Source organism: Sinomicrobium halophytocola (assembly GCF_052983395.1).
Genome location: NZ_JBRKIT010000040.1, coordinates 360,775 through 381,764 on the forward strand (window position 1 = coordinate 360,775; position 20,990 = coordinate 381,764).

The window sequence follows — 20,990 nt, forward strand, 5'->3', positions numbered from 1 at the left end:
ATGAAAACAATAAGGAAAAATAACAGGCCTTTTTTAATACCGATTAATTATGAAAAAGGATAATATAGATAAATTATTCGGGCAATTACAGGGTGAATTTGATATAGAAACTCCCGCAGCAGGACATCAAAAGCGCTTCCTGGAGAAACTTGCCCGGCAAAACGAGGTTCCAGAAAGGAAAACTCGATCAGGAAAGTTATGGAAAAACCTGTCTATTGCCGCCTCCGTAGCATTGCTGCTTGGCGTTGGCTGGATTTTCTATAACCAGCCACAACCTTCTCCGGACCCTGTCGTGGAAACCGAAGAACAGGTTGCCTATCCGGAACTCGAAAAAACCCGGTATTACTTCTCTTCGCTTATAGAAAACGAATTAAAAAAGATCAAGGACGAAGCAGATACGGAAGACACTAAAATTATTGTAAACGATGCCATTGTACAACTGGAACAGATTGAGAGCGATTATGAAAAACTGGAAGCAGAACTGCAAAAAAACGGTTACAGCAAACAATTATTGAACGCCATGATCACCAACTTCCAGACCAGGATAACCCTGTTACAGAATGTCACGGAACAAATAGAAGATACTAAACAATTAAAAAGAAATAATCATGAAGAAAGCAGGATATAGTGCAGTAATGGTACTACTGGCCGTAGTATTTCCCTTTCTGGCAATGGCATCCGGCCCTGCCGGTAAGCCGGACCCGAAGTGGAACGGTCGCTACAGTAAAGAAAAAAGGATAAAAAAATCTTTTGATGTCAACTCAAATGCCCTTTTACAGGTAGACAATTCCTATGGGAATATTTATATTACCTCCTGGGACCAGAACAGGATAGAGATCGATATTCTCATAAAGACCAACGGAAACAACGAAGAGAAAGTGCAACAAAAACTCGATGAGATCGATGTACAGTTCGAAGCCGGTAAAAGTATGGTCTCTGCCAAAACCATTTTCGAAAAGAAAAAATGGGGATGGGGTTCCGGAAACAACAACGTGAGCATGGAAATAAACTATACTATCAAACTCCCTGTAAACAACAACGTTGATCTGAGCAATGATTATGGCAGTATTCGCCTGGACCGGATAAACGGTAAAGCTAAAATAAGTTGTGACTACGGAAAACTGGACATAGGTGAACTCCGCGCAGACGGTAATGAACTGTCTTTTGACTACACCTCCAAGTCCACCATCGGTTACATGAAAAGCGGGACCATAAATGCGGATTATTCCGGGTTCGTACTGGAAAAAGCCGAACGCCTTAAACTTTCCGCGGATTACACTTCTTCGGAAATCAACGATATCGGTAGCCTGGAGTATTCCTGCGACTACGGTAGTTTGAACGCAGAAAAGGTAAAAAACATTCACGGAGGCGGGGACTACCTGTCTACCAAACTGGGAACAATTCACGGGAATCTCGATATCACCTCGGATTACGGCTCCATTAAAATAGCACAACTGGCAGCCGACGCGGGTAATATCAACATCCGTTCCGATTATACAGGTATAAAAATAGGCTTCCATCAAAACTACAGTTTTAACTTCGAGATCAACCTGGAATACGCCGGTTTTAACGGGGAGGACAGTTTTGAATATAGTATAAGAAGAGAAAAGGGCACGGAGAAATACTATAAGGGATCTTATGGTAACTCTCCTACCGGGAACCTTTCTGTGACTTCGGAATACGGTGGGGTTACCTTATACAGGAATTAAATTACCCGAATGAAATTATATCCCCGGGATGAACTTGTTCCTCCCGGGACCAAAAGAGTCAGTAATTCTAAACCATTAATCAAATGAAAAAAATCATCACACTTTGTATCGGACTGTTATTTATATCCACCACTAATGCCCAGTGGTTCGGAAATAAAAAAGTAACCGGAAACGGAAATGTTGTTAAGACCGACCGGAAAACCAAAAGCTATGACGAAATAGGTGTTGCCGGGATGTTTGATGTTGTTTTGGTATCCGGTAAGGAAGGTAATCTTACCATAGAAGCCGAGGAAAACCTTCTGGAATATATAGAAACGGAAGTAGAGGGTGGTTCTTTGAAGATCAAAACCGCAAAAGGTATTAACCTCAGGACACACAAAAAGATTCTCATCACCGTTCCCTTTGAAGACATTTCGGGAGTATCCCTTGCCGGCTCCGGGAGTATTACCGGAAACGATCTCATCAAAGCCTCCGACTTTGAAACCAATCTGGCAGGATCCGGCGACATAAACCTCGCTGTAGAAGCGGATAAACTGGAAAGTAATATAGCGGGCTCCGGCGATATACAGCTCAAAGGAAAAACAAAGTTTTACGAAGGGAACATATCCGGGTCGGGAGACATTCACGCTTATGAACTCATGGCTGACGATGTGAATGCCGCCGTGTCCGGTTCGGGGGATGTCCAGGTGTATTCCAACGGTACAATAACGGCAAGGATCTCCGGGTCGGGAAGCGTATTATACAAAGGGAATCCGAAAGAAGATTCCAAGGTATCCGGATCAGGGAAAATAAAAAAGGCCAATTAACCACCAATTCCTTTTCCATATATCAAAAACAGGTTTCGCAATAGCGTATATTGCGAAACCTGTTTTTTTATGAAGTACACTTTATGAATCCTCTTTTACCATACGTTTTTCCAGTTCTTCCAGGGAAACACCTTTGGTTTCCGGCATCAGGAAAATGGTAAAGAACAATTGCAATACCATCATAAAAGCAAAAAAGGCGAAGATAGGCCAGGGATTATCCCGGAACATATCAATAAATACCGGGGCCAGCAATGTTATCAGGGCCGCGAATACCCAATGTATCCCACTCCCGAAAGCCTGTCCGTAAGCGCGGACCCTATTGGGAAATATTTCGGATATGAATACCCAGATCACCGCTCCTTGCCCTATGGCATGTGATGCTATAAACAATAAGATAAAAATAAGTAATACAACAGGACTGGCAGAAGTGTAAAACGACCATGCTACCATAGTCAAACTGATAATATACCCCAGTGAACCAATGAGCATGAGTTGTTTTCTTCCCAGGTTGTCGATAAGCCTTAACCCCAAAAGAGTAAAAATAAGATTAATAACCCCTATGGATATGGCATTCATCAGGGAATCTTTAGACGCAAGCCCGGCCATTTCGAGAATTTCAGGGGCATAATAGAGAATAAAGTTGATACCGGACAACTGGTTGAAAAAAGCGATCAAAAACGCCAGTAACAAGGGTAAGCTGTACTTTCCGGAAAATATAGTATCTGTTTTTCCCGGAGTATTATCCAGACGGATCTGCTCCAAAGCCTTTTCCGCCTCTTCGTTATCATACATTTTATGCAGCACTTCCCTTGCCCCCGCCTCATCCTGTTTTTGCAGCAAAAGCCACCTGGGGCTGTTGGGCACACCCAACACCATTAAACTGTAAATCGCGGCGGGAATAGCTTCCACACCAAGCATAAACCTCCAGTCGTTGTCCCCTCCTACTCCTTGCAACAAGAAGTTGGAGATATAGGCCAGCAGAATACCAAACACAAGGTTAAACTGATATAAGGCCACCAGTTTTCCACGGTTCTTCGCGCTGGAAATTTCAGAGATATAGGTAGGCGCTGCCACAGAAGAAGCCCCTACTCCCAGCCCGCCTATAAAACGGAAAAAGGAAAATGAATACGGATCAGATGCCATACCGGAACCCAAGGCAGATACGAGGTACAGTATCCCTATCCAGAAAAGGGTTTTCTTCCTGCCGTACTTATTGCAGGGAATTCCCCCGCAGAGGGCACCTATTACCGTTCCCCACAAAGCCATTGACATGATAAACATACCGTGAAACCAGGCAGAAGTCCCCCAAAGTTCCCGTATAGGAAGATTGGCACCGGATATAACCACGGTATCAAAACCAAATAAAAATCCGGACAAAGCCACTGCCACGGACCAATTGCGCATATTGTTCATTCCGTAAATATTGGGTTTAAAAAAGATTAGATTTTGGTAAGATCTTCTATGGCCAGCTCCTTAACCGAACTTACAATACGGTTCGGCTGAAATGCATAGTGTTGCAGATCTTCTTTTTTTGAAACCCCGGAAAGTGTAAGTATTGTATGGTAACCTAACTGTATCCCTCCGAGAATATCCGTATCCATGGTATCTCCGATGATAATAGTTTCCTGCGCCGTCAGTCCCAGGGTTTTTCTTGCCGCCCTCATCATCACCGGGCTGGGTTTTCCAACGGAAAAAGCTTTTTTCCCCGTAGCTTCTTCTATCATGGCTACGATAGCTTTGATCCCCAGGTTATTCCATCCCTCCTTTTTCGGTGACGGATCGAGATTTGTCGCTATAAATTTAGCTCCTTCAAGGATCATGTCTACCGCATTGTTTACCATTTCGAGGGTGAAATTCCGCCCCTCTCCCACAACCACATAATCCGGGTTCTGATTAACCATAACATATCCCTGCTGGTGCAGGCTTGTTATAAGTCCACCTTCTCCTAAAACATAGGCAGTTCCGTTAGGCTTCATAAACGAAAGGAACCAGGCCGTGGCCATGGCACTGGTGTAGACATTCTCTTCCTTGATCTTTATTCCCATCTTCGCCACTTTATTTACCGTATCCTGTGGCGAACGCTGACTATTATTAGTCATAAACAGAAACGGAATATCATTTTCCTGCAATGATGCTATAAAGGTATCCGCACCTTCTATCATAGTATCTCCGCTATAGATAACACCGTCCATATCTATTAAAAATCCTTTTTTCATTATTATGTATGTTTTTTATATAATTCCGGCAGGTCAGTGGCTAAGATAATAAAAACCTTCCCTTTTGCTTATACACTGCACTATCTTAACGTTATATTATTCCGGTTGTCCTTTTTTTGTCACTTCAACCCGGAGCAGCAGAAATATCCCTATTACAAAAAGCGCTCCCAGAAAAAGAACGGAATTTCGCATGCTTCCCGTTACCTGTGCTATAAAACCGTAAAGGAACATTCCAATAACAATCCCTATCTTCTCTGCCACATCATAAAAACTGAAAAAGGAAGCTGTGTCCTCTGTTTCGGGCAAAAATTTGGAATAGGTGGACCGGGATAAACTTTGGATTCCTCCCATGACCAGTCCTACAAAAGCCGCAGCTATGTAAAACTGGACGGGACTGGTCACAAAGTAGGCATAAACACAGATAATTACCCAGAACATATTTATTCCTGTAAGGGTCTTTATGTTTCCCATTCGTGCAGAGATACGGGATGTGATCCAGGCCCCTGCAGCAGCTACTATCTGTATAAGTAAAATACTGATTATCAAACCAAAAGTCCTTTCATCGGTACCACCCCATTCCAGTTCCTCTTCCCCGAAGTAAGTAGCTGCCAGCATTACGGTCTGTACGCCCATACTATACACAAAAAATGCTCCCAGGTATCGTTTTAATCTCGGGGAATCCCCAAGCCTGTTCCATACTTTTTTCAGTTCTTTAAACCCTTTGAACAAAACATCTTTATGATATTTTCCGTTGGATGCGTTTCCCCTGGGCAAGTAATAAAAAGTATACTGGCTGAACCCTATCCACCACAGTCCGGTAAGTATAAAAGACATTCTGGTAGGGGCGCCGGCGCCGGAAAAGCCGAACCATTCGTATTTCAGGATCATAAGCAGGCACAAAAGCAGGAGAACAACGCTTCCTATATATCCCAGTGAATATCCTTTGGCACTTATGCTATCCTGTTGCTCCGGGTACGCAATGTCGGGCAGATAGGAATTATAAAACACCAGGCTTGCCCAAAAGCCTATCAAAGCCAGGAAATAGCAGGTAAGGCCAATATATATATGTTCCAGGGAAAACCAGTACAAGCCTATACAGGAAAAAGCGCCGAGATAACAGAAAAACTTCAGGAAAATCTTCTTATTGCCGGTATAATCGGCAATACCGGATAACAGTGGAGAAATAATGGAAACTACAAGAAAGGCCAGAGCTGTTACGTAGCTGATCAACGGGGCACGGGCTATATCACCACCAAATACATGTATTTTTTCCAGGTTGGCTTCCCTGAAGAGGGCTCCGTAAAAAATGGGGAAAATAGCCGAGGCTATCACCAGGCTGTAAACAGAGTTGGCCCAGTCGTAAAACGCCCAGGCCCCAAGCAGCTTTTTACTGCCTTTTTCTAATGTTTTTGTCATGTTATGGTTGATTGCGAAAAGGTTTGCAAACAAAAAAGCTGTCCTTCTAAAGAACAGCTCCTAATATAGAAATTAATTTTAAACCTATTGTTATTTCCGGTTTAAAGAACCGGGATAAACGTATTCGGAGTAATGGAGTTCATTCGCCATAGACTCATAAATGTTATTTTAAAATTCTTCACCGAATCTATCATCTACCCTGATAACTTAACCTATTAACCAAATAACTACTACTGAAAACTGGTCACCCCGAATTTTTTGGCTTCTGCCCTGGCAGCCGGTGCCAGTTGTGTAAGTTGCCGGATACGGGTATCACTGGAAGGGTGCGTACTGAGGATTTCCGGGGGGGTCTGCCCTGCATTGGCTTTCATACGTTGCCAAAGGCGGGCGGCTTCTCCCGGTTCGTAACCTGCTATGGCCATGATCTCTATTCCGATGGCATCCGCTTCGCTCTCGTGTTTTCTGCTAAAAGGCAGCATAACACCTACCTGTGACCCCACTCCATATGCCTGCGCCCATACTTGCTGGGCCTGGGCACTTTTACCACTGGTGGCCACCGCCACACCTACAGCTCCCAGTTGTTGTATAGTTCCCGCACTCATGCGTTGCGCCCCGTGATCGGCCAGGGCATGGGCCACTTCGTGTCCCATAACCACTGCAAGTCCGGTTTCTGTCCGGGTTATAGGTAACAACCCGGTATAAACAACAATTTTTCCACCAGGCATACACCACGCATTCACCTGGTCGTCCTGGACGAGATTGTACTCCCATTTGTAATCTTTCAAATACCCTTCGTATCCGTTAGCATTTAGCCAGCGTTCGGCAGCATTTGCTATACGTTGCCCCACTTTTTTAACGGTTTGCGCATCGGCCGAACCTGTGATGACCTTGTTTTCATCTAAAAATTCATCATACTGCTGAAAGGCCATCGGGAAGATGGAGCTGTTGGAATGAAAATTGAGCGTGCTCTTGCCCGTAAACGGATTGGTCTTACAGGACAGCACAAAAAACAACAGAAAAAATGACAACCAGATTTTTCTCATAACCATAAGTATATTGTATAGTAAAAATACAAAATTAACAGTAAAAATCGACAGTTGGCTGACAAATTTCGGTAATATACGGGCCGGACCACATTTTTCAATAAGCCGCAGTAAATCGCTCTCTATGGTGTTTCGGCGTTTCCAGTTCATCGGCAATGACCACTCCTACATCTTCTCCGGACAATATACTTCTTCCAGTATTGTCAAAAACAGGATTGTCCAGGCCTAACCGGTATTTACCTGTTCGTCCGGTGGTGATCCCCTGGTGCATTTCCAGCGCCGGGCTGAAAAAGACCCAATCCAGTACCTTTTCTTTCCGGATCTCTTCCAGATAAAGCCTGGCTGCATCGGCCCCGGGTTTTATCTCTGCCGGAAATTCAGGGGTGTCCACTGCCTGTAATCCGGGCTTGAGATAAAGGCTCCCCGCACCTCCTATAACAATAAACCTGCTTACTCCCGATTTTTTTACGGCTTCCTGTATGGCCTTCGCTCCGCGAAGAAAATCTTCATAAATATTGGGATTGGTCCATCCGGGATTAAAAGCACTCACCACCGCATCATGTCCTTCAAGTGCTTTTGCCAGGGCATCTATATCCAGCACATCTACTTTCACCGGAATAACCTTATCATTTTTTACTTCCGCTTTTTCGGGATTTCTGGCTATAGCCGTTACCTCATTCCCTCGATTTACCAATTCCTTTAAAATATGGGTACCTACAAAACCTGTGGCGCCTATCAATGCTACTCTCATTTTATTTGAATTTATGTTAAACTTTATTTACTGTACAAAAAATAATTACAGTTTAAGGTAAAAAAATATTATTTGAATTTCCTGACAAATTCCTCCAGGGTTATGGCCGATAATTTTTGCTTTACATAATTATCTGTATCTTCATACAAGCTTTCCAGGTGTTTGTTCACGTCTCTTCCTACCGGACATCTTGGGTTGGGCGTATTCGATCTGCCCAATACATGTACCTGCCTCACGGCCTCATAGACTTCCGACAGTTTTATCTGCGATGCAGGCCGTGTCAGGGTACTTCCTCCTCCTTTTCCTTCTTTGCTCTCCACAAAATGACAAGCCTTAAGATTGCTTATTTCCTTTCGTATCATCGCCGCATTGACATTTACACTACCTGCAATAAACTCCGATGACAAGTACTCATCTTCCATAGTGGCAAGCAATGTCAGTATATGTAAAGAAGTAGCAAAACGAACATTATTCATTCTGTATCAATTTTTATTACAGTACAAATATACTGCGTTTTTTCAAACAATTTATAATTCCTAAACATTATCCGAGAAATAATCCCCGTTCCCTTCCTTTAATATTATCCGGAATGAAAACGGGGTTGTTTGGTTTTAAGATACGAGGTAGGCTATTCGATCCCTGCTTTTTCGGCCATTCTTATTCCTTCAATAGCGCTTGGCATGCCGTTTGCACCGAATCCGGCTTCTATGGCACGGTCAAAAACATTCTTCACAGCCTGAGGAATCCCTGTATGAATACCTGCATCTCTGCCTGCCTCCAATATGTGCTTTACTCCGGCAGCTTCCATGGTTATATTGTCCAGGTCTCCCGGATAATGCTCTTTATCTGCACTCCGTGCAAAGTCTTCGAGAAAGTATTCTGCTACGCCGAATATTTCGCGTGCATAGGGAAGAAATTCCTCTGCCTGTTCCCCTTCAGCATTCAGCAAGGCATAAGAATGTAATACCCCAGTTAGGCTTGTAAAGAAAATATTCATCATGGCAATGTCGTACAGAGCCGCACGCCCGGGTTCTTTGCCCAGGTAGGTACTCTTCCCTCCCAAAGCCTTAAGGAGGGGAAAATGTTTGTCAAAAATATTCTGTGGCCCGCTGTACAACAAAAGAGCTTCCGGCTTTCCCACTTCGGTAACAGGAACCAGGACGGAACCGTCCAGGTATTCTATTCCGTTCTCTTGAGCCCATAAAGCCATTTGTCTTGCTCTTTTCGGTGTATCATTGGTAAGGCTTATCAGTGTCCGTCCCCGGAGTTCTTCTTTTACAGACTTTATGATCTTTTCCAGTATTTCATAATTAAGTACACAAATCACTACCAACTCACTTGCCGATGCCGCTTCAGAAGCTGTAGACGCCGCAACAGCGCCTTTCTCCATCAACGGAACAATTTTATCCGCAGACCTGTTCCACACCGTGGTTTTATGACCTGCTTTAAGAAATGCTTTCGCCAATGCGGTGCCCATAGCCCCGAGCCCAATTACGGTTACATCTTTAGATATATTATCTTCATTATTCATCTTAGTATCGTTAAAAGAGTTAAATTGTATACTGATCAAGCGCTTATTCTTCTGTTGTATTACTCATTACCGAAATAACAGATCTTTATCAATGAGCAATTTGTATTACAAAGTTCCTGTTAATTGTTATTATCTACAATAAGGGAAAAAAGATTCAGGCAGGGAAAATTTTTTCCCTACGGAAGACAAGGAATAAAATAAGACGTAACATCTGATGAAAAGGTTTTCATCGAATTGTTTATTTTTGTAGAAAGCCGTTATAATCATGTACGAAAGAAAGATCCCAGAAGACCTGGAATGTGGCATTACCCTTACAAGCAAAGTACTGGGAGGTAAATGGAAACCCTGTATTATCGACTCCATCCGCAGGGGGATCAAACGTCCCAGTGAACTGCATCAGGATATAGACGAGGCCAGTCCGCGAGTCCTGAATATGCAACTCCGGGAATTACTGGACCACGGTATTATTGACAAGAAAATATACTCTGGTCTTCCTCTTAGGGTGGAATACAGTCTCACTACTGTTGGAGAAAGCATTCTATGCATCATAGATGCCATGGACAAATGGGGAGAGGAAAATCGCGATCACATATTACAGGTCATGGAAGAAATTGCGAAATAATACTACTTTTCCTCCTGTAACCTCAACCTACTCATTCCTCTTATTGCAAACCTGCTCAATTGATGAAAGAAATCCGGGAATACTTTAAAAAATTAGTCCCGCTTACTGATGCGGAAGGCGACTACTTCACCTCAAAACTTATTCTGAGGGTATTTAAAAAAAACGAATTGATCCTGCCCTGTGGAAAAACGGAGAACTACCTTTCCTTTATCGAAAAAGGCATCATAAGATTTTATACGGACAAGGGAGAAAAAGAGATCACCTTCAGTTTTGCCTTTGAAAATTCTTTCGTCAGTGCTTATGATTCGTTTCTAATGCAAATTCCGGCTCAATACCATGTACAGGCGCTGGCTGACAGTATTCTATGGAGTATAAGCTATAAAGATTTACAGGATGTTTATAAAGAAACCCCGATCGGTCAGCAAATAGGCCGGAAAGCTGCCGAAGAATTATTCATTAAAAAAAGTAAAAGGGAAATGTCGTTTCTCAGGCAAAGTCCGCAGGAACGCTACGAAAGCCTGTTTGCGGAAAATCCCGGGCTACTGCAAAAGATTCCCCTGAAATATATTGCGTCTTACATAGGCATTACCCCACAGGCCCTGAGCCGTATCCGAAGGCGTATTTCTTAACCCGGGTTCATTGACATACCTTGTTTCCGGGCATAGCTTTGTAAGTTCTTAATATATAACCTCGGGAAACATGGAAACCATTATTGTACTTACAACAACTTTCGTTATCACATTGGTCATTTCCAAAATAAGGACTGGAAAAGCAGACATGTTTTTATCCGGACGTGTGGCTATGGCCTTTATGCTTATACTCACAGGTACGGGGCATTTTCTTTTTACCGAAGGCATGGCCCTGATGCTACCGGATTTTATCCCTGCCAAAGAAACTGTTGTACTGGTCACCGGGGTATTGGAGATCATCGCGGCCGTTGCCCTTCTCATTCCTTTTGTCCCGGTATTGACGGGATGGCTGCTTATCGTATTCTTTTTGCTTATCCTGCCCTCCAATATTTACGCAGCCATGCATCATGTAAACCTTAAAACCGCAACACATGACGGTGAAGGTCCTCTTTACCTTTGGTTCCGGGTGCCTCTGCAGTTATTCTTTATAGCCTGGGTGTATTTTTTTATCGTTCGGAATAAAAGGAAAACTCCGGTTATCGATTAACCATCTTAAGTGTGGTATCCTCAAGAAGTGTCAGCATTTCCCGTTCTATTTCTTCGCTTTCCCATCGTTCTTCAATACCTTCCATTTCCATAACGCGGTCCATAATAGCCCGTTGTCTGTCTCCTTCGGCAAGGGCTTCGGCATATGGGCGTTCGGAAAAAGTTACCCTGCTGTATAAAGGCTGCCATTTATCCGGATGCTTCTCCGCAAAACGGGTTTCTATCTTCTTTCGCAATATAAACCCGGTATCGGCTGTTTTCGTACTCATTTCCATAAAATTGCGAAAACTGAGTTCAGCTATGGCATCCGCATTGGGTTTGCGTTCGGCTTCATATTGCCTGAAAATAGTACTCCAGTCATCTTCGTGTATGTTCATCAGATGGTTGAGCGTACGAATGTCTTCGAAGCCTGCATTCATTCCCTGGCCATAAAAAGGCACTATGGCATGGGCGGCATCCCCCACAAGCGCCACTTTATCCGAATACGTCCAGGGAAAACACCTGATCGTTACCAATGCACTGGTAGGATTTCGGAAAAATTCACCAAGCAAACTTGGTATATCTTCTACAACATCGGGAAAATAGTGTTCAAAAAACTGCTGTACTTTATCCTCTGTATTTAGCACTTCAAAAGAATTTTTCCCTTCGAAAGGCATAAACAGCGTACAGGTAAAGCTGCCATCCAGGTTGGGCAGGGCTATAAGCATAAATTCTCCTCTCGGCCAAATGTGGAGTGAATGTTTTTCCAGTTTATGGGTACCATCCGCATTGGCTGGTATCGTCAGTTCTTTATACCCCGTGTTCAGAAATTCCTGGGAATAATTAAACCTGCTCTGGCGCTGCATTTTATGACGCACTCTCGAAAAAGCACCATCCGCACCGAAAACACAGTCGTATTTACGGGATTCCCGGACTTCGTCCTCTGTTCTTCCGGTATGGATCGTGGCCTCATTGAGATTTATATCCCATACTTTGGATTCAAACATAAAATGTGTCCCTGCCTTCTCGGCCAGTTCTATCATCTTTTTGTTGAGTACACCCCTGGAAATGGAGTATATGGCTTCTCCTTCCTTTCCGTAAGGCTGGAAATACAGGGACTTTCCGGGAATATGGATCGCTCTTTTATCCATCCGTATGGCCAGTTTTTTCACTTCATCCGCTATTCCTACTTCTTCCAGTGCCTGCCAGCCACGTAGCGACATGGCAAGGTTTATGGACCGTCCGGAAAACTCTATGGTTCGTATATCCGGACGCCGGTCGTATACATCCACTTCATGGCCCCTGTTCCTGAGATATATGGCCAGTAACGATCCGACCAGCCCGCTGCCTACGACAGCTATGTTTTTTGATTCCTGCATTCGTTTTATTTACGATTTATAAGGTACTTCCGGAGAACGGTTCTATACTCAATCAAGTCAAGTATACCCGGTATTGTTGTCTTCCGCCCTTTATTCTGCCTGTAAGACATCTATTCCTTTCCGAAGTATCTGTCCGAATTCATACATATCTTCAAAAGAGCAGTAAAACGGCGCCGGGGCGAGGCGGATTACATTTGGTTCCCTCCAGTCCGTAATCACCCCGTTTTTCATAAGGTAATCGAACAATGGCCTTCCCTGTCCGTGCAAAAATACGGAAAGCTGGCATGCCCTTTCCTCCGGTTTTTTTGGTGTTATTACTTCAAATTCCCCGGTCGTCTGTGCGTCTACCTGTTCCAGTATATATTCGAGGTATGCGGTCAGAACATCCCTTTTCGCGATCAGGGCATCCATACCTGCTTCGGCAAACATCTCCACCGATGCCAGATAAGGTGCCAGGGACAATACAGGCAGGTTACTCACTTGCCAGCCATCTGCTCCTCTAACGGGATCGAAATCCGGTTCCATTAAAAAACGGCGTTGCTTGTTGTGTCCCCACCAGCCTGCAAACCTGGGAATATCCGTATTATCGTGATGTTTTTCATGTACAAATGCTCCGGACGCATTCCCGGGACCACTGTTCATATACTTGTAACTGCACCAGGCAGCAAAGTCTACATTCCAGTCATGCAGTTTCAATTTTACATTTCCGGCAGCATGGGCAAGATCCCATCCCACAAAGGCTCCTGCACGGTGCCCGGCACGGGTTATGGCCTCCATGTCAAATACCTGCCCGGTATAATAATTTACTCCGCCTATCAGTACCAAAGCAAGTTCCTCCCCGATCTCTTCTATCCTGGCAATAATATCTTCGGTCCGGATCCGGTGTTCACCTTCCCGCCTGTGTATTTCCACTATGGCATCTTCCGGAGAAAATCCGTGAAACTTTACCTGGCTTTGGAGCATATACTGGTCACTGGGAAATGCTTTGGCTTCACAAAGTATCTTATATCGTTTGGGATTCGGCCTGTAAAAAGAGACCATTAACAGGTGCAGGTTTACAGTAAGGGTGTTCATCACGGTAACTTCCGAAGGCTTAGCCCCCACGACGCTACTCAACGGATCGGCAAAACGCTCCTGGTAATCCCACCAGGGTTTTTCGGCATAAAAATGACCTTCTACAGCCAGTTCGGCCCAGTCTTTCATAATTTCGTCTACGTATTTCCGGGTCCTTTTAGGTTGTAGCCCCAGGGAATTTCCGGTAAAATAAATCACCGGTTTCCCGTTTACTTGCGGAAAGATAAACTCTTCTTTATATGTTTTAAGAGGATCGCGGGCATCCATCTCCTGTGCAAATGCCTTCGTATTCTGAAATTGCATTCTTTTTTGTTTTGGTAAAAGTACGCATTTCTTATAAATTGGAACATTACTGCTCCGGTAAAGTCAGGGCAAATACATCTTAAAATTCAATCAACTTCCTGGCATTTTTTTAGTTTTGAAATTCGTAGTTTGAAGTTTGGAGTTCTTTTTTATTATCCGGTTAAAACCTTGCCGGTGGAGGTAGACCGGTTTCATTGTAGTTACTTTAAATTTTGTAAACTTTAGCTACGGATACGCGATAACAGGATTGGTTTTCTCAAAATTATTTGTGCGCTCGTGGATCAACAGACTTTCCGTACGTTATAAAAAACTATGGATTTCTCATCCATGCTCCTCACCAACTCCGAACTCATCAACTACAAAACTCTTTTTCCTTCTCCCTTAAATTTTCTATATATAATACACCTGCCCTGCAGGAAAAGTAACTAACGAAGAAAAGCATTCTATCTATTATCTTTGTAAAAAAATAGGCCATGCACTTCATATCGGATATTTTAGAAAACTATGTAGAACGATCTACGGAAAACGAACCGGAACTCCTGCAGGAACTCAGCCGGGAGACCCACCTTAAGGTTTTGCGTTCCAGAATGCTGAGCGGACACTTCCAGGGGCGGTTTCTCAGCCTTATTTCCAAACTCATATCCCCGAAATATATACTGGAAATAGGCACCTACACCGGGTACTCTGCACTGTGTATGGCGGAAGGTCTTCGGAAAGAGGGCGAATTACATACCATCGATATCAATGAAGAACTCTACGATCTGCAACGCAGGTATTTTGACCGTAGCGGCTACGGTGAACAGATAAAACAACATACGGGAAATGCCCTGGAGATTATCCCTTCTCTAAATACTAAATTCGATCTCGCTTTTATCGATGCCGACAAAGAAAACTACCACAGATATTTTGATCTTATTATAGATAAAATGAATAAAGAGGGCCTTATACTTTCGGATAATGTCCTCTGGAGCGGGAAAGTGGTGGAAGAGATAAAACCGAATGACGAAAGCACTATTGCCTTAGTAGAATACAACAAAAAACTGAAAGAAGACCCCAGGGTAGAGACTTTGTTACTTCCTATCCGGGACGGTCTCACGATATGTCGCGTAATCTAGAAGCGCCCGTCCCATATATCGGTATATAGCTATAGCAATGACAAAACCGGCAATCCAGCCGACAAACACATCTATGGGGTAATGCACGGCAAAATACAGCCTGCTGATACCGAAGAGAAGAGGCCATAGACAGATCACATACACCCATTTCTGTTTTTTTCGCATAAAACAGATAAAAAGGGTGGTAATTGCCATGGAATTGGAGGCGTGACCGGAAAAAAAACTATACCCATAGGCTTTAATAACGAGCCGAAGTTCTTCCGAAACCAAAGGATCGTTCACCGGCCTGGGACGCTGTACAATTTCTTTTACTATTTCCGTGAACAAAAGGGTAAAGGCAAGTGCAAATAATATGGTAGTAATTACGGCAAGTGCCTTCTGGCGGGTAAAACTTTTCAGGGCAATAAACAAGAATGCCAGGTATAGCGGAATCCATGCCACAATACTGGTAGAAAAGGCCCAAAACATATCCCAATGCTGACTTCCCAGTTGATTGATGTATACCAGAAGGCCTCTATCGTATTCCGGCCAGGGAACAGTCATTAAAGTTGTCTTTTAATAGACCCGGAGATATCGTCTATATCATCTTTTACTTTGTTTATTTCTTCATTCAGATCTTTAGTCAGGCTACCGTCTATTCCCTGTTTTTCAGCACTTTTCTGTATCTCGGATTTTATGTCATTTGTAGCATTTCTGAGTTGCTGCATGCCCTTACCGAGTCCCTTGGCTATTTCGGGAATTTTATCGGCTCCAAAAACCATTACCACAATAAAGAGAATAAAAAGTATTTCCGGGCCGCTGATAAATAAAAACATAAGCTTGTTTAAATATATAGATACAAATATAGTGAAGTTTATATTCCTTTGCCCGTATTGATGTCAAAAGTTATCCATACCGTCCGGGAATGGAAATCTGGTGCCGGGCCTTGCATTTTATAGCAAAAGCCCCACACCTCTTTTCCTTCTTCTTTACTTCAGACCAACGGTTTCCGTGTCATTTCTTCGGGCTGGGGCACACCTATCAGTTTTAGTATTGTCGGGGCTATATCTCCCAGTATCCCGTTACGAACTTCTTTTATATCCTTATCTACCAGAATAATCGGCACGGGATTCGTCGTATGGGCGGTATTCGGGCTTCCATCGGGATTTACCATGGTATCACAGTTTCCGTGGTCGGCTATGATAATGGAAGTATAGCCGTTGTCCAATGCCGCCGTGACTACTGCTTTAGCGCATTCATCTACTGTTTCGCAGGCCTTGATCGCCGCTTCCATAACCCCGGTATGCCCTACCATATCCGGATTGGCGAAGTTTAAACACACAAAATCCACTTCTCCTTTTTGCAATTCCGGTACAATGGCATCGCGGATGTCGTAAGCACTCATTTCCGGTTGCAGATCGTAAGTAGCTACTTTTGGAGAAGGACAAAGCAACCTTTTTTCTCCTTCAAAAGGTTCTTCCCTTCCCCCGTTAAAGAAAAAGGTAACGTGCGGATACTTCTCGGTCTCCGCTATCCTGATCTGTTTCTTTCCTGCCTCGGAAAGTACTTCTCCGAGGGTTTTCTTTATGTTTTCCTTATCATAGATCACATGAATGTTCTCGAAAGTATCGTCATAACGGGTCATGGTGACGAAGTACAGGTCGAGTTTATGCATGTTCTGTTCGTGGAAATCCTGTTGGCTGAGCGCCTGGGTGAGTTGCCTCCCCCTGTCCGTACGGAAATTAAAGAAAATAACCACATCGCCCTGCTGTATGTTGGTTACGGGTTCTCCCTTACCATCATCGGCTATCAGGGGCTTAATAAATTCATCGGTAATTCCTTCATCATAGCTTTTTTGCATTGCTGCTACAAGGTCATCGGTCAGATAACCTATGCCGTTCACCACGGCATCATAGGCAAGCTTTACCCTTTCCCACCGTTTATCCCTGTCCATAGCATAATAACGTCCCGTTACCGTAGCCAGGGTAGCATTCTTTTTCCTGCAATACTGCTGAATATCCGCAACAAAACCTTTTCCGCTCCTGGGGTCTACATCCCGTCCGTCGGTAAAGGCGTGTACATATACATTTTCCAGTCCGAAGGCATCGGACGCATCCAGCAATCCTTCAAGATGCCTGATATGCGAATGCACCCCTCCATCACTGAGCAATCCCAGGAAATGAACATTTTTTCCTTTTTCCTTAGCATAGGTAAACGCATCCGCCAGGACTTTTTCTTCCGCAAGCGTCCCTTTTTCCACAGCCAAATTGATCTTGGCCAGGTCCTGGTACACTATCCTTCCCGCGCCTAGGTTCATATGCCCTACTTCACTGTTTCCCATTTGTCCTTCCGGCAAACCTACATTCATACCATCGGTAAGAAGATTGGCATTCGGATACTTTTGGTAGAGAGAATCTATAAAAGGTGTATTTGCATTATCTATTGCGGAGATCTTGGGGTCGGGGGACTTTCCCCATCCGTCCAGGATCATCAGTAAAACTTTTTTGTTCATGTTCTGTATTTCTGTTAAAAACTAATTGAAGTATGAAGTTTAAGGCCCGACCAGCCTAATGACAAATGTACGAATACTATCTATAATCAAAAGCCGCATCGTTGTTAAGATATACACAGAAAACGATAAAGTTTTTGATATATACCATCAAAAAATTACTGCCCCGGCTTATCAGACAAGTAATCCCCGGTACAGATCACGTCCTCGGTTTGTCAATATAGCAATACACAAGGTTATTTTTGATATTCTGACAATATCAACCCTGATTATTTGTTAATTTTTTGTTATAAAAAAACAATAGGTGTAACAAAAGTTTTTTCTCTCCGTCTTTTAAACAAAAGCGCTTTTAATTTTAATTAAAAATTTTTACAACATAGATTTTAACCGTATTAAACGCAATAAACATCATGAAAAAAACAGCTCTTATTTTAGCAGGACTCGTTATGATAACATTCGGCCACACTGCTTTCGCATCGAACGAAGGACCTTATGACAATTACAAAGTAGAGGTTACCAAAATAACTAACGTAAGCCCGCTTTGCCTGGCCATTTCCAAAGGAGATGTGGAAACCGTTAAAAAATTCATAGAACTGGGAAGCGATGTAAACGAAAAATCAAGAAGCATGACACCACTTATGTATGCTGCAAGATACAATAAAACAGAGATCATAAAACTGCTCATTGCCAATGGGGCCAAACTAAAGGCCAAAGATGACAATGGCTTTACCGCTCTTAAACATGCCGAATTATCCAACGCAACGGAGGCCGCCACCGTGATTAAGGAAGCATTGAACGCATGAGGACTTCGTTCTCGTTTTTTATTATTTATTAGCCTTGAAACCCTGCCCTTCCGGCAGGGTTTCTATTTGTTTTACACTTTCCCGTTCCCTCTGATATTAATAATGTTATTTAGAATAAACAGGATCATAACAATTTCCGAAAACCAGCATTTTCTAACAAATAAACAATACAAAGCCATCCTTTTAATGTTTTGATAATATTACCCCCTGCTATTTGTTAATTTTTTGTTATTAAGAATGGATCGGTGTAACAAAAAGACGTTCTCGTCGTCTTTTATACAGAAGCGCTTTTAATTTACAGATAACCAATTTTTACATAAACTATAATTTTTTAAACTCAACAAGCATCATGAAAAAAACAGCTCTTATTTTAGCAGGAATCGTTATGGTAACATTCGGTAATTCTTCTTTCGCATCCAACGAAAGACCTTACGACAATTACAAAATGGAAGTTACAAAAATAACTAATGTCAGCCCGCTCTGCCTGGCCATTTCCAAAGGAGATGTGGAAACCGTTAAAAAATTCATCGAACTGGGAAGCGATGTAAACGAAAAATCAAGAGGTATGACACCACTGATGTATGCCGCAAGATATAATAAAACAGAGATCATAAAACTGCTCATCGCCAATGGGGCCAAATTAAAGGTTAAGGATGACAAGGGTTTTACTGCTCTCAAACATGCCGAATTATCTAACGCAGCAGAAGCTGTTTCCGTGATTGAGGAGGCATTAAAGGCATGAGGACTTTGTTCTCGTTTTTTATTATTTAATTAGCTTTGAAACCCCGCTTCCGGCGGGGTTTTGATTTTATATATTTCTTTATTTCAGTATATCCGTGTTGGTCTCAAAAGATAATTTCAGGGCAAAAGATCCGGATTTATGTCAAGGATATTCTCATTACGGTACATTTCTATGAAATCGTCCGTAAAATGTGCTGCACCTGCAACTTTTTCGGAAGTGATTATGTCCTTCACTTTAAGCTTCTTATATGCTGTAAGCATAGGAACCGAAACCGGGGCATAACTGTAATGCCAGGGTTCGTACTTAAATCCTTTTCTACCGAGTTTATCGGTGTAGACCAGATAAAATCCATAGGTATTAACATTTTCGTCCAGCCATTCCTTCAGGGGACGAAAAGGACCGTCACCCTGAAATTTTTTCGTGTCGAGAACATTATTACCGGAATATCCGGCGGCACCGTCCATAATATCAATGTCCGTAGCCCAGTGATGCCTGGAGGTTCCGGGTATGGTGGAATATTCGATAATCTTACTTATAGCCTGTTGCGGGGTTAGCCCGTCTCCGGTATACTGTTTATACTTTCTTTCCCAGATACCCTTCTGACGGTAAAAATCCCGGTAACTGGACACTATTTTTATATCCAGCTTTTCCTTGGAAGCGGCATTTTTCATTTCCAGGAAGGACTCATAGGCTTCTTTCCTGAGATTGATACCTTCTCCGAAAAGCTCCGGATTTCCTTTTCCTATTAGTTCATCATAAGAATATCCGGAAGAGGCCAGTAAAGATGACGGCAGCATTCCGATAGCTGCAGTAGTAAGTACTGCAGACTTAACAAAAATTCTTCTTTTCATACAATTATGTATTATGGTACGACACTCCCTGCTATAAAACGTTTTCCGGATTTCCCGCAAGTCTCCCTTACCCGATCGATTCTTGTTGCCATTGTCTCTGCATCACATAATGGGGGCCTACCGTTTCAATTATAAATTCGTCTCCGGCAATGCGATATCCGAGTTTTTCATAAAACTTCACTGCGACTTTCCGGGCATTCATCCAGATAAAATTCCCGTTCCGCTTTTCCACTTCTTTTTCCGCCTCTCTCACAAGTATCTGCCCGAGGCCCTTTTTTTGAAATTCCTGTAGCACCGCCATTCCTCTTAACTGGAACTGGTGCTCTTCTTCAAAAAATGTATGGCTGTTTTCCAAAACGGTCACTACCCCGGCAAGTTTATCTTCCATATACAATCCTATATGGAAAGTTGTCGGCGCATCATCACTGTCAAACCTGCACGTGGAAAGCGGCAGGCCCGTACGTAAAACAGGATGTCGGACCGGATAGGTCTCTTCTCCGCTTATCCGGCGGATCATATAGGTTACGGTTTTATCCATGAATTTTCTTTTCGACAATTTTTATCAAAGATAAAATTAATCTTTTTTAATGAAATCCCACACGCTGCTGAAACGGCCATAAACACCTGAATGCAAAAAAGATACTTTTAAAACAGCCCTACATACCACATGGAGACCTAAATTTTCCTGAAAAAATCTCATTTTTTCCTTGGAAGAATGGAATCCGATTATTTATATTTGCTCCGCATTTAACAGAAATGTTTTCATTGAAATAGCCACCATATCCTGAACGGTGGAATAAGCGGGAGTAGCTCAGTTGGTAGAGCGTCAGCCTTCCAAGCTGAATGTCGCGAGTTCGAACCTCGTCTCCCGCTCTTTTTTTAGATTACCCTTCCCCCCCATAACCATTTTTGATTCAAGGTCTTTTCGAGGTGAGAAGTTTATCCTGAGCCCAGCCGAAGGGAACCTCGTCTCCCGCTCTTTTTTTA

Annotated in this window: 23 protein-coding genes and 1 tRNA gene; 10 read left to right on the forward strand and 14 right to left on the reverse strand. The window is 43.0% G+C overall.

The genetic code is table 11. The features are described 5' to 3' along the window. Positions 1–49: 49 nt before the first annotated feature. From ACVBDY_RS18265 to ACVBDY_RS18275, 3 genes are all read left to right on the forward strand, one after another. Positions 50–628, forward strand: a complete 579-nt coding sequence (locus ACVBDY_RS18265; RefSeq protein ID WP_447176898.1) for a hypothetical protein — start codon at positions 50–52, stop codon at positions 626–628. Further along, positions 609–1,709 (forward strand): hypothetical protein, encoded by a 1,101-nt coding sequence (locus ACVBDY_RS18270; protein ID WP_447176899.1) that lies wholly within the window; start codon positions 609–611, stop codon positions 1,707–1,709. Before ACVBDY_RS18265 ends, ACVBDY_RS18270 begins: the two co-directional genes overlap by 20 nt. 83 nt (positions 1,710–1,792) lie before the next feature. Continuing rightward, positions 1,793–2,515, forward strand: coding sequence for a head GIN domain-containing protein (locus ACVBDY_RS18275; RefSeq protein ID WP_447176900.1), 723 nt, complete (start codon positions 1,793–1,795; stop codon positions 2,513–2,515). Positions 2,516–2,596: 81 nt separating this feature from the next. Here ACVBDY_RS18275 and ACVBDY_RS18280 read toward each other — a convergent pair whose 3' ends face one another. The 7 genes from ACVBDY_RS18280 to ACVBDY_RS18310 form a co-directional block, all read right to left on the reverse strand. After that, positions 2,597–3,928 carry a sugar porter family MFS transporter gene (locus tag ACVBDY_RS18280; protein ID WP_447176901.1) on the reverse strand — a complete coding sequence of 444 codons (1,332 nt, stop codon included), beginning with the start codon at positions 3,926–3,928 and terminating at the stop codon, positions 2,597–2,599. A gap of 26 nt (positions 3,929–3,954) precedes the next feature. Beyond that, the gene (locus tag ACVBDY_RS18285; RefSeq protein ID WP_447176902.1) at positions 3,955–4,731 is read right to left on the reverse strand and encodes an HAD-IIA family hydrolase; all 777 of its coding nucleotides are present in this window, start codon (positions 4,729–4,731) and stop codon (positions 3,955–3,957) included. A 96-nt stretch (positions 4,732–4,827) separates the two neighbouring features. Continuing rightward, complete coding sequence (locus ACVBDY_RS18290) at positions 4,828–6,147, reverse strand: MFS transporter (RefSeq protein ID WP_447176903.1); 1,320 nt, start codon at positions 6,145–6,147, stop codon at positions 4,828–4,830. Positions 6,148–6,377: 230 nt separating this feature from the next. Further along, on the reverse strand, positions 6,378–7,190 hold the full coding sequence (locus ACVBDY_RS18295) for a M48 family metallopeptidase (RefSeq protein WP_447176904.1): 813 nt from the start codon (positions 7,188–7,190) through the stop codon (positions 6,378–6,380). A 97-nt stretch (positions 7,191–7,287) separates the two neighbouring features. Continuing rightward, positions 7,288–7,941 (reverse strand): NAD(P)-dependent oxidoreductase, encoded by a 654-nt coding sequence (locus tag ACVBDY_RS18300; RefSeq protein WP_447176905.1) that lies wholly within the window; start codon positions 7,939–7,941, stop codon positions 7,288–7,290. 68 nt (positions 7,942–8,009) lie between these two features. Beyond that, complete coding sequence (locus ACVBDY_RS18305; protein ID WP_447176906.1) at positions 8,010–8,417, reverse strand: RrF2 family transcriptional regulator; 408 nt, start codon at positions 8,415–8,417, stop codon at positions 8,010–8,012. A 152-nt stretch (positions 8,418–8,569) separates the two neighbouring features. Beyond that, positions 8,570–9,472 (reverse strand): NAD(P)-dependent oxidoreductase, encoded by a 903-nt coding sequence (locus tag ACVBDY_RS18310; RefSeq protein ID WP_447176907.1) that lies wholly within the window; start codon positions 9,470–9,472, stop codon positions 8,570–8,572. 265 nt (positions 9,473–9,737) lie between these two features. Here ACVBDY_RS18310 and ACVBDY_RS18315 point away from each other — a divergent pair, with 265 nt between their 5' ends. The 3 genes from ACVBDY_RS18315 to ACVBDY_RS18325 all read left to right on the forward strand — a co-directional run bounded on the left by ACVBDY_RS18315 (position 9,738) and on the right by ACVBDY_RS18325 (position 11,270). Then, positions 9,738–10,094 carry a winged helix-turn-helix transcriptional regulator gene (locus tag ACVBDY_RS18315; protein WP_447176908.1) on the forward strand — a complete coding sequence of 119 codons (357 nt, stop codon included), beginning with the start codon at positions 9,738–9,740 and terminating at the stop codon, positions 10,092–10,094. A gap of 62 nt (positions 10,095–10,156) precedes the next feature. Further along, positions 10,157–10,723: a Crp/Fnr family transcriptional regulator gene (locus ACVBDY_RS18320; protein WP_447176909.1), complete on the forward strand. Its 567-nt coding sequence runs from the start codon at positions 10,157–10,159 to the stop codon at positions 10,721–10,723. Positions 10,724–10,793: 70 nt separating this feature from the next. Next, the gene (locus ACVBDY_RS18325; protein ID WP_447176910.1) at positions 10,794–11,270 is read left to right on the forward strand and encodes a DoxX family protein; all 477 of its coding nucleotides are present in this window, start codon (positions 10,794–10,796) and stop codon (positions 11,268–11,270) included. Here ACVBDY_RS18325 and ACVBDY_RS18330 read toward each other — a convergent pair. Both ACVBDY_RS18330 and kynU read right to left on the reverse strand, forming a co-directional pair. After that, positions 11,260–12,627: an FAD-dependent oxidoreductase gene (locus ACVBDY_RS18330; RefSeq protein WP_447176911.1), complete on the reverse strand. Its 1,368-nt coding sequence runs from the start codon at positions 12,625–12,627 to the stop codon at positions 11,260–11,262. The two genes, ACVBDY_RS18325 and ACVBDY_RS18330, sit on opposite strands and share 11 nt — an antisense overlap. Positions 12,628–12,717: 90 nt before the next feature. Further along, on the reverse strand, positions 12,718–14,004 hold the full coding sequence (kynU, locus tag ACVBDY_RS18335) for a kynureninase (protein ID WP_447176912.1): 1,287 nt from the start codon (positions 14,002–14,004) through the stop codon (positions 12,718–12,720). Positions 14,005–14,477: 473 nt separating this feature from the next. Here kynU and ACVBDY_RS18340 point away from each other — a divergent pair, with 473 nt between their 5' ends. Beyond that, positions 14,478–15,119 (forward strand): O-methyltransferase, encoded by a 642-nt coding sequence (locus tag ACVBDY_RS18340; RefSeq protein ID WP_447176913.1) that lies wholly within the window; start codon positions 14,478–14,480, stop codon positions 15,117–15,119. Here ACVBDY_RS18340 and ACVBDY_RS18345 read toward each other — a convergent pair. The 3 genes from ACVBDY_RS18345 to gpmI all read right to left on the reverse strand — a co-directional run bounded on the left by ACVBDY_RS18345 (position 15,075) and on the right by gpmI (position 17,610). Further along, positions 15,075–15,662, reverse strand: a complete 588-nt coding sequence (locus tag ACVBDY_RS18345; protein WP_447176914.1) for a phosphatase PAP2 family protein — start codon at positions 15,660–15,662, stop codon at positions 15,075–15,077. The genes ACVBDY_RS18340 and ACVBDY_RS18345 overlap by 45 nt on opposite strands. After that, on the reverse strand, positions 15,662–15,934 hold the full coding sequence (locus ACVBDY_RS18350) for a Sec-independent protein translocase subunit TatA/TatB (protein ID WP_447176915.1): 273 nt from the start codon (positions 15,932–15,934) through the stop codon (positions 15,662–15,664). Before ACVBDY_RS18350 ends, ACVBDY_RS18345 begins: the two co-directional genes overlap by 1 nt. A gap of 158 nt (positions 15,935–16,092) precedes the next feature. Next, entirely contained in the window at positions 16,093–17,610 is a 1,518-nt protein-coding gene (gpmI, locus tag ACVBDY_RS18355; RefSeq protein ID WP_447176916.1) for a 2,3-bisphosphoglycerate-independent phosphoglycerate mutase, read from the reverse strand. Positions 17,611–18,017: 407 nt separating this feature from the next. Between gpmI and ACVBDY_RS18360 the strand changes: the two genes are divergently transcribed. Together ACVBDY_RS18360 and ACVBDY_RS18365 are read left to right on the forward strand one after the other, a co-directional pair. Continuing rightward, positions 18,018–18,410 carry an ankyrin repeat domain-containing protein gene (locus ACVBDY_RS18360; protein WP_447176917.1) on the forward strand — a complete coding sequence of 131 codons (393 nt, stop codon included), beginning with the start codon at positions 18,018–18,020 and terminating at the stop codon, positions 18,408–18,410. Between the two features lie 349 nt (positions 18,411–18,759). After that, on the forward strand, positions 18,760–19,152 hold the full coding sequence (locus ACVBDY_RS18365) for an ankyrin repeat domain-containing protein (RefSeq protein WP_447176918.1): 393 nt from the start codon (positions 18,760–18,762) through the stop codon (positions 19,150–19,152). A gap of 116 nt (positions 19,153–19,268) precedes the next feature. On the opposite strand, the gene ACVBDY_RS18370 is transcribed toward ACVBDY_RS18365, so the two are convergent. Both ACVBDY_RS18370 and ACVBDY_RS18375 read right to left on the reverse strand, forming a co-directional pair. Beyond that, positions 19,269–20,003: a M15 family metallopeptidase gene (locus ACVBDY_RS18370; protein WP_447176919.1), complete on the reverse strand. Its 735-nt coding sequence runs from the start codon at positions 20,001–20,003 to the stop codon at positions 19,269–19,271. A gap of 67 nt (positions 20,004–20,070) precedes the next feature. Continuing rightward, positions 20,071–20,541, reverse strand: coding sequence for a GNAT family N-acetyltransferase (locus ACVBDY_RS18375; RefSeq protein ID WP_447176920.1), 471 nt, complete (start codon positions 20,539–20,541; stop codon positions 20,071–20,073). 262 nt (positions 20,542–20,803) lie between these two features. On the opposite strand from ACVBDY_RS18375, the gene ACVBDY_RS18380 reads away from it, so the two are divergent. Further along, a tRNA-Gly gene (locus tag ACVBDY_RS18380) sits at positions 20,804–20,876 on the forward strand. Positions 20,877–20,990: the final 114 nt, after the last annotated feature.

Bases quoted from the DNA above. Each gene is read 5' to 3' on its own strand.
- ACVBDY_RS18310 (WP_447176907.1), bottom strand. From the start codon at position 9,472: ATGAATAATGAAGATAATATATCTAAAGATGTAACCGTAATTGGGCTC.
- ACVBDY_RS18290 (WP_447176903.1), bottom strand. From the start codon at position 6,147: ATGACAAAAACATTAGAAAAAGGCAGTAAAAAGCTGCTTGGGGCCTGG.
- ACVBDY_RS18340 (WP_447176913.1), top strand. From the start codon at position 14,478: ATGCACTTCATATCGGATATTTTAGAAAACTATGTAGAACGATCTACG.
- ACVBDY_RS18375 (WP_447176920.1), bottom strand. From the start codon at position 20,541: ATGGATAAAACCGTAACCTATATGATCCGCCGGATAAGCGGAGAAGAG.
- ACVBDY_RS18370 (WP_447176919.1), bottom strand. From the start codon at position 20,003: ATGAAAAGAAGAATTTTTGTTAAGTCTGCAGTACTTACTACTGCAGCT.
- ACVBDY_RS18270 (WP_447176899.1), top strand. From the start codon at position 609: ATGAAGAAAGCAGGATATAGTGCAGTAATGGTACTACTGGCCGTAGTA.
- ACVBDY_RS18280 (WP_447176901.1), bottom strand. From the start codon at position 3,928: ATGAACAATATGCGCAATTGGTCCGTGGCAGTGGCTTTGTCCGGATTT.
- ACVBDY_RS18320 (WP_447176909.1), top strand. From the start codon at position 10,157: ATGAAAGAAATCCGGGAATACTTTAAAAAATTAGTCCCGCTTACTGAT.
- ACVBDY_RS18275 (WP_447176900.1), top strand. From the start codon at position 1,793: ATGAAAAAAATCATCACACTTTGTATCGGACTGTTATTTATATCCACC.
- ACVBDY_RS18325 (WP_447176910.1), top strand. From the start codon at position 10,794: ATGGAAACCATTATTGTACTTACAACAACTTTCGTTATCACATTGGTC.
- ACVBDY_RS18315 (WP_447176908.1), top strand. From the start codon at position 9,738: ATGTACGAAAGAAAGATCCCAGAAGACCTGGAATGTGGCATTACCCTT.
- gpmI (WP_447176916.1), bottom strand. From the start codon at position 17,610: ATGAACAAAAAAGTTTTACTGATGATCCTGGACGGATGGGGAAAGTCC.
- ACVBDY_RS18285 (WP_447176902.1), bottom strand. From the start codon at position 4,731: ATGAAAAAAGGATTTTTAATAGATATGGACGGTGTTATCTATAGCGGA.
- ACVBDY_RS18360 (WP_447176917.1), top strand. From the start codon at position 18,018: ATGAAAAAAACAGCTCTTATTTTAGCAGGACTCGTTATGATAACATTC.
- ACVBDY_RS18300 (WP_447176905.1), bottom strand. From the start codon at position 7,941: ATGAGAGTAGCATTGATAGGCGCCACAGGTTTTGTAGGTACCCATATT.
- ACVBDY_RS18305 (WP_447176906.1), bottom strand. From the start codon at position 8,417: ATGAATAATGTTCGTTTTGCTACTTCTTTACATATACTGACATTGCTT.
- ACVBDY_RS18295 (WP_447176904.1), bottom strand. From the start codon at position 7,190: ATGAGAAAAATCTGGTTGTCATTTTTTCTGTTGTTTTTTGTGCTGTCC.
- ACVBDY_RS18265 (WP_447176898.1), top strand. From the start codon at position 50: ATGAAAAAGGATAATATAGATAAATTATTCGGGCAATTACAGGGTGAA.
- ACVBDY_RS18350 (WP_447176915.1), bottom strand. From the start codon at position 15,934: ATGTTTTTATTTATCAGCGGCCCGGAAATACTTTTTATTCTCTTTATT.
- ACVBDY_RS18345 (WP_447176914.1), bottom strand. From the start codon at position 15,662: ATGACTGTTCCCTGGCCGGAATACGATAGAGGCCTTCTGGTATACATC.
- ACVBDY_RS18330 (WP_447176911.1), bottom strand. From the start codon at position 12,627: ATGCAGGAATCAAAAAACATAGCTGTCGTAGGCAGCGGGCTGGTCGGA.
- kynU (WP_447176912.1), bottom strand. From the start codon at position 14,004: ATGCAATTTCAGAATACGAAGGCATTTGCACAGGAGATGGATGCCCGC.
- ACVBDY_RS18365 (WP_447176918.1), top strand. From the start codon at position 18,760: ATGAAAAAAACAGCTCTTATTTTAGCAGGAATCGTTATGGTAACATTC.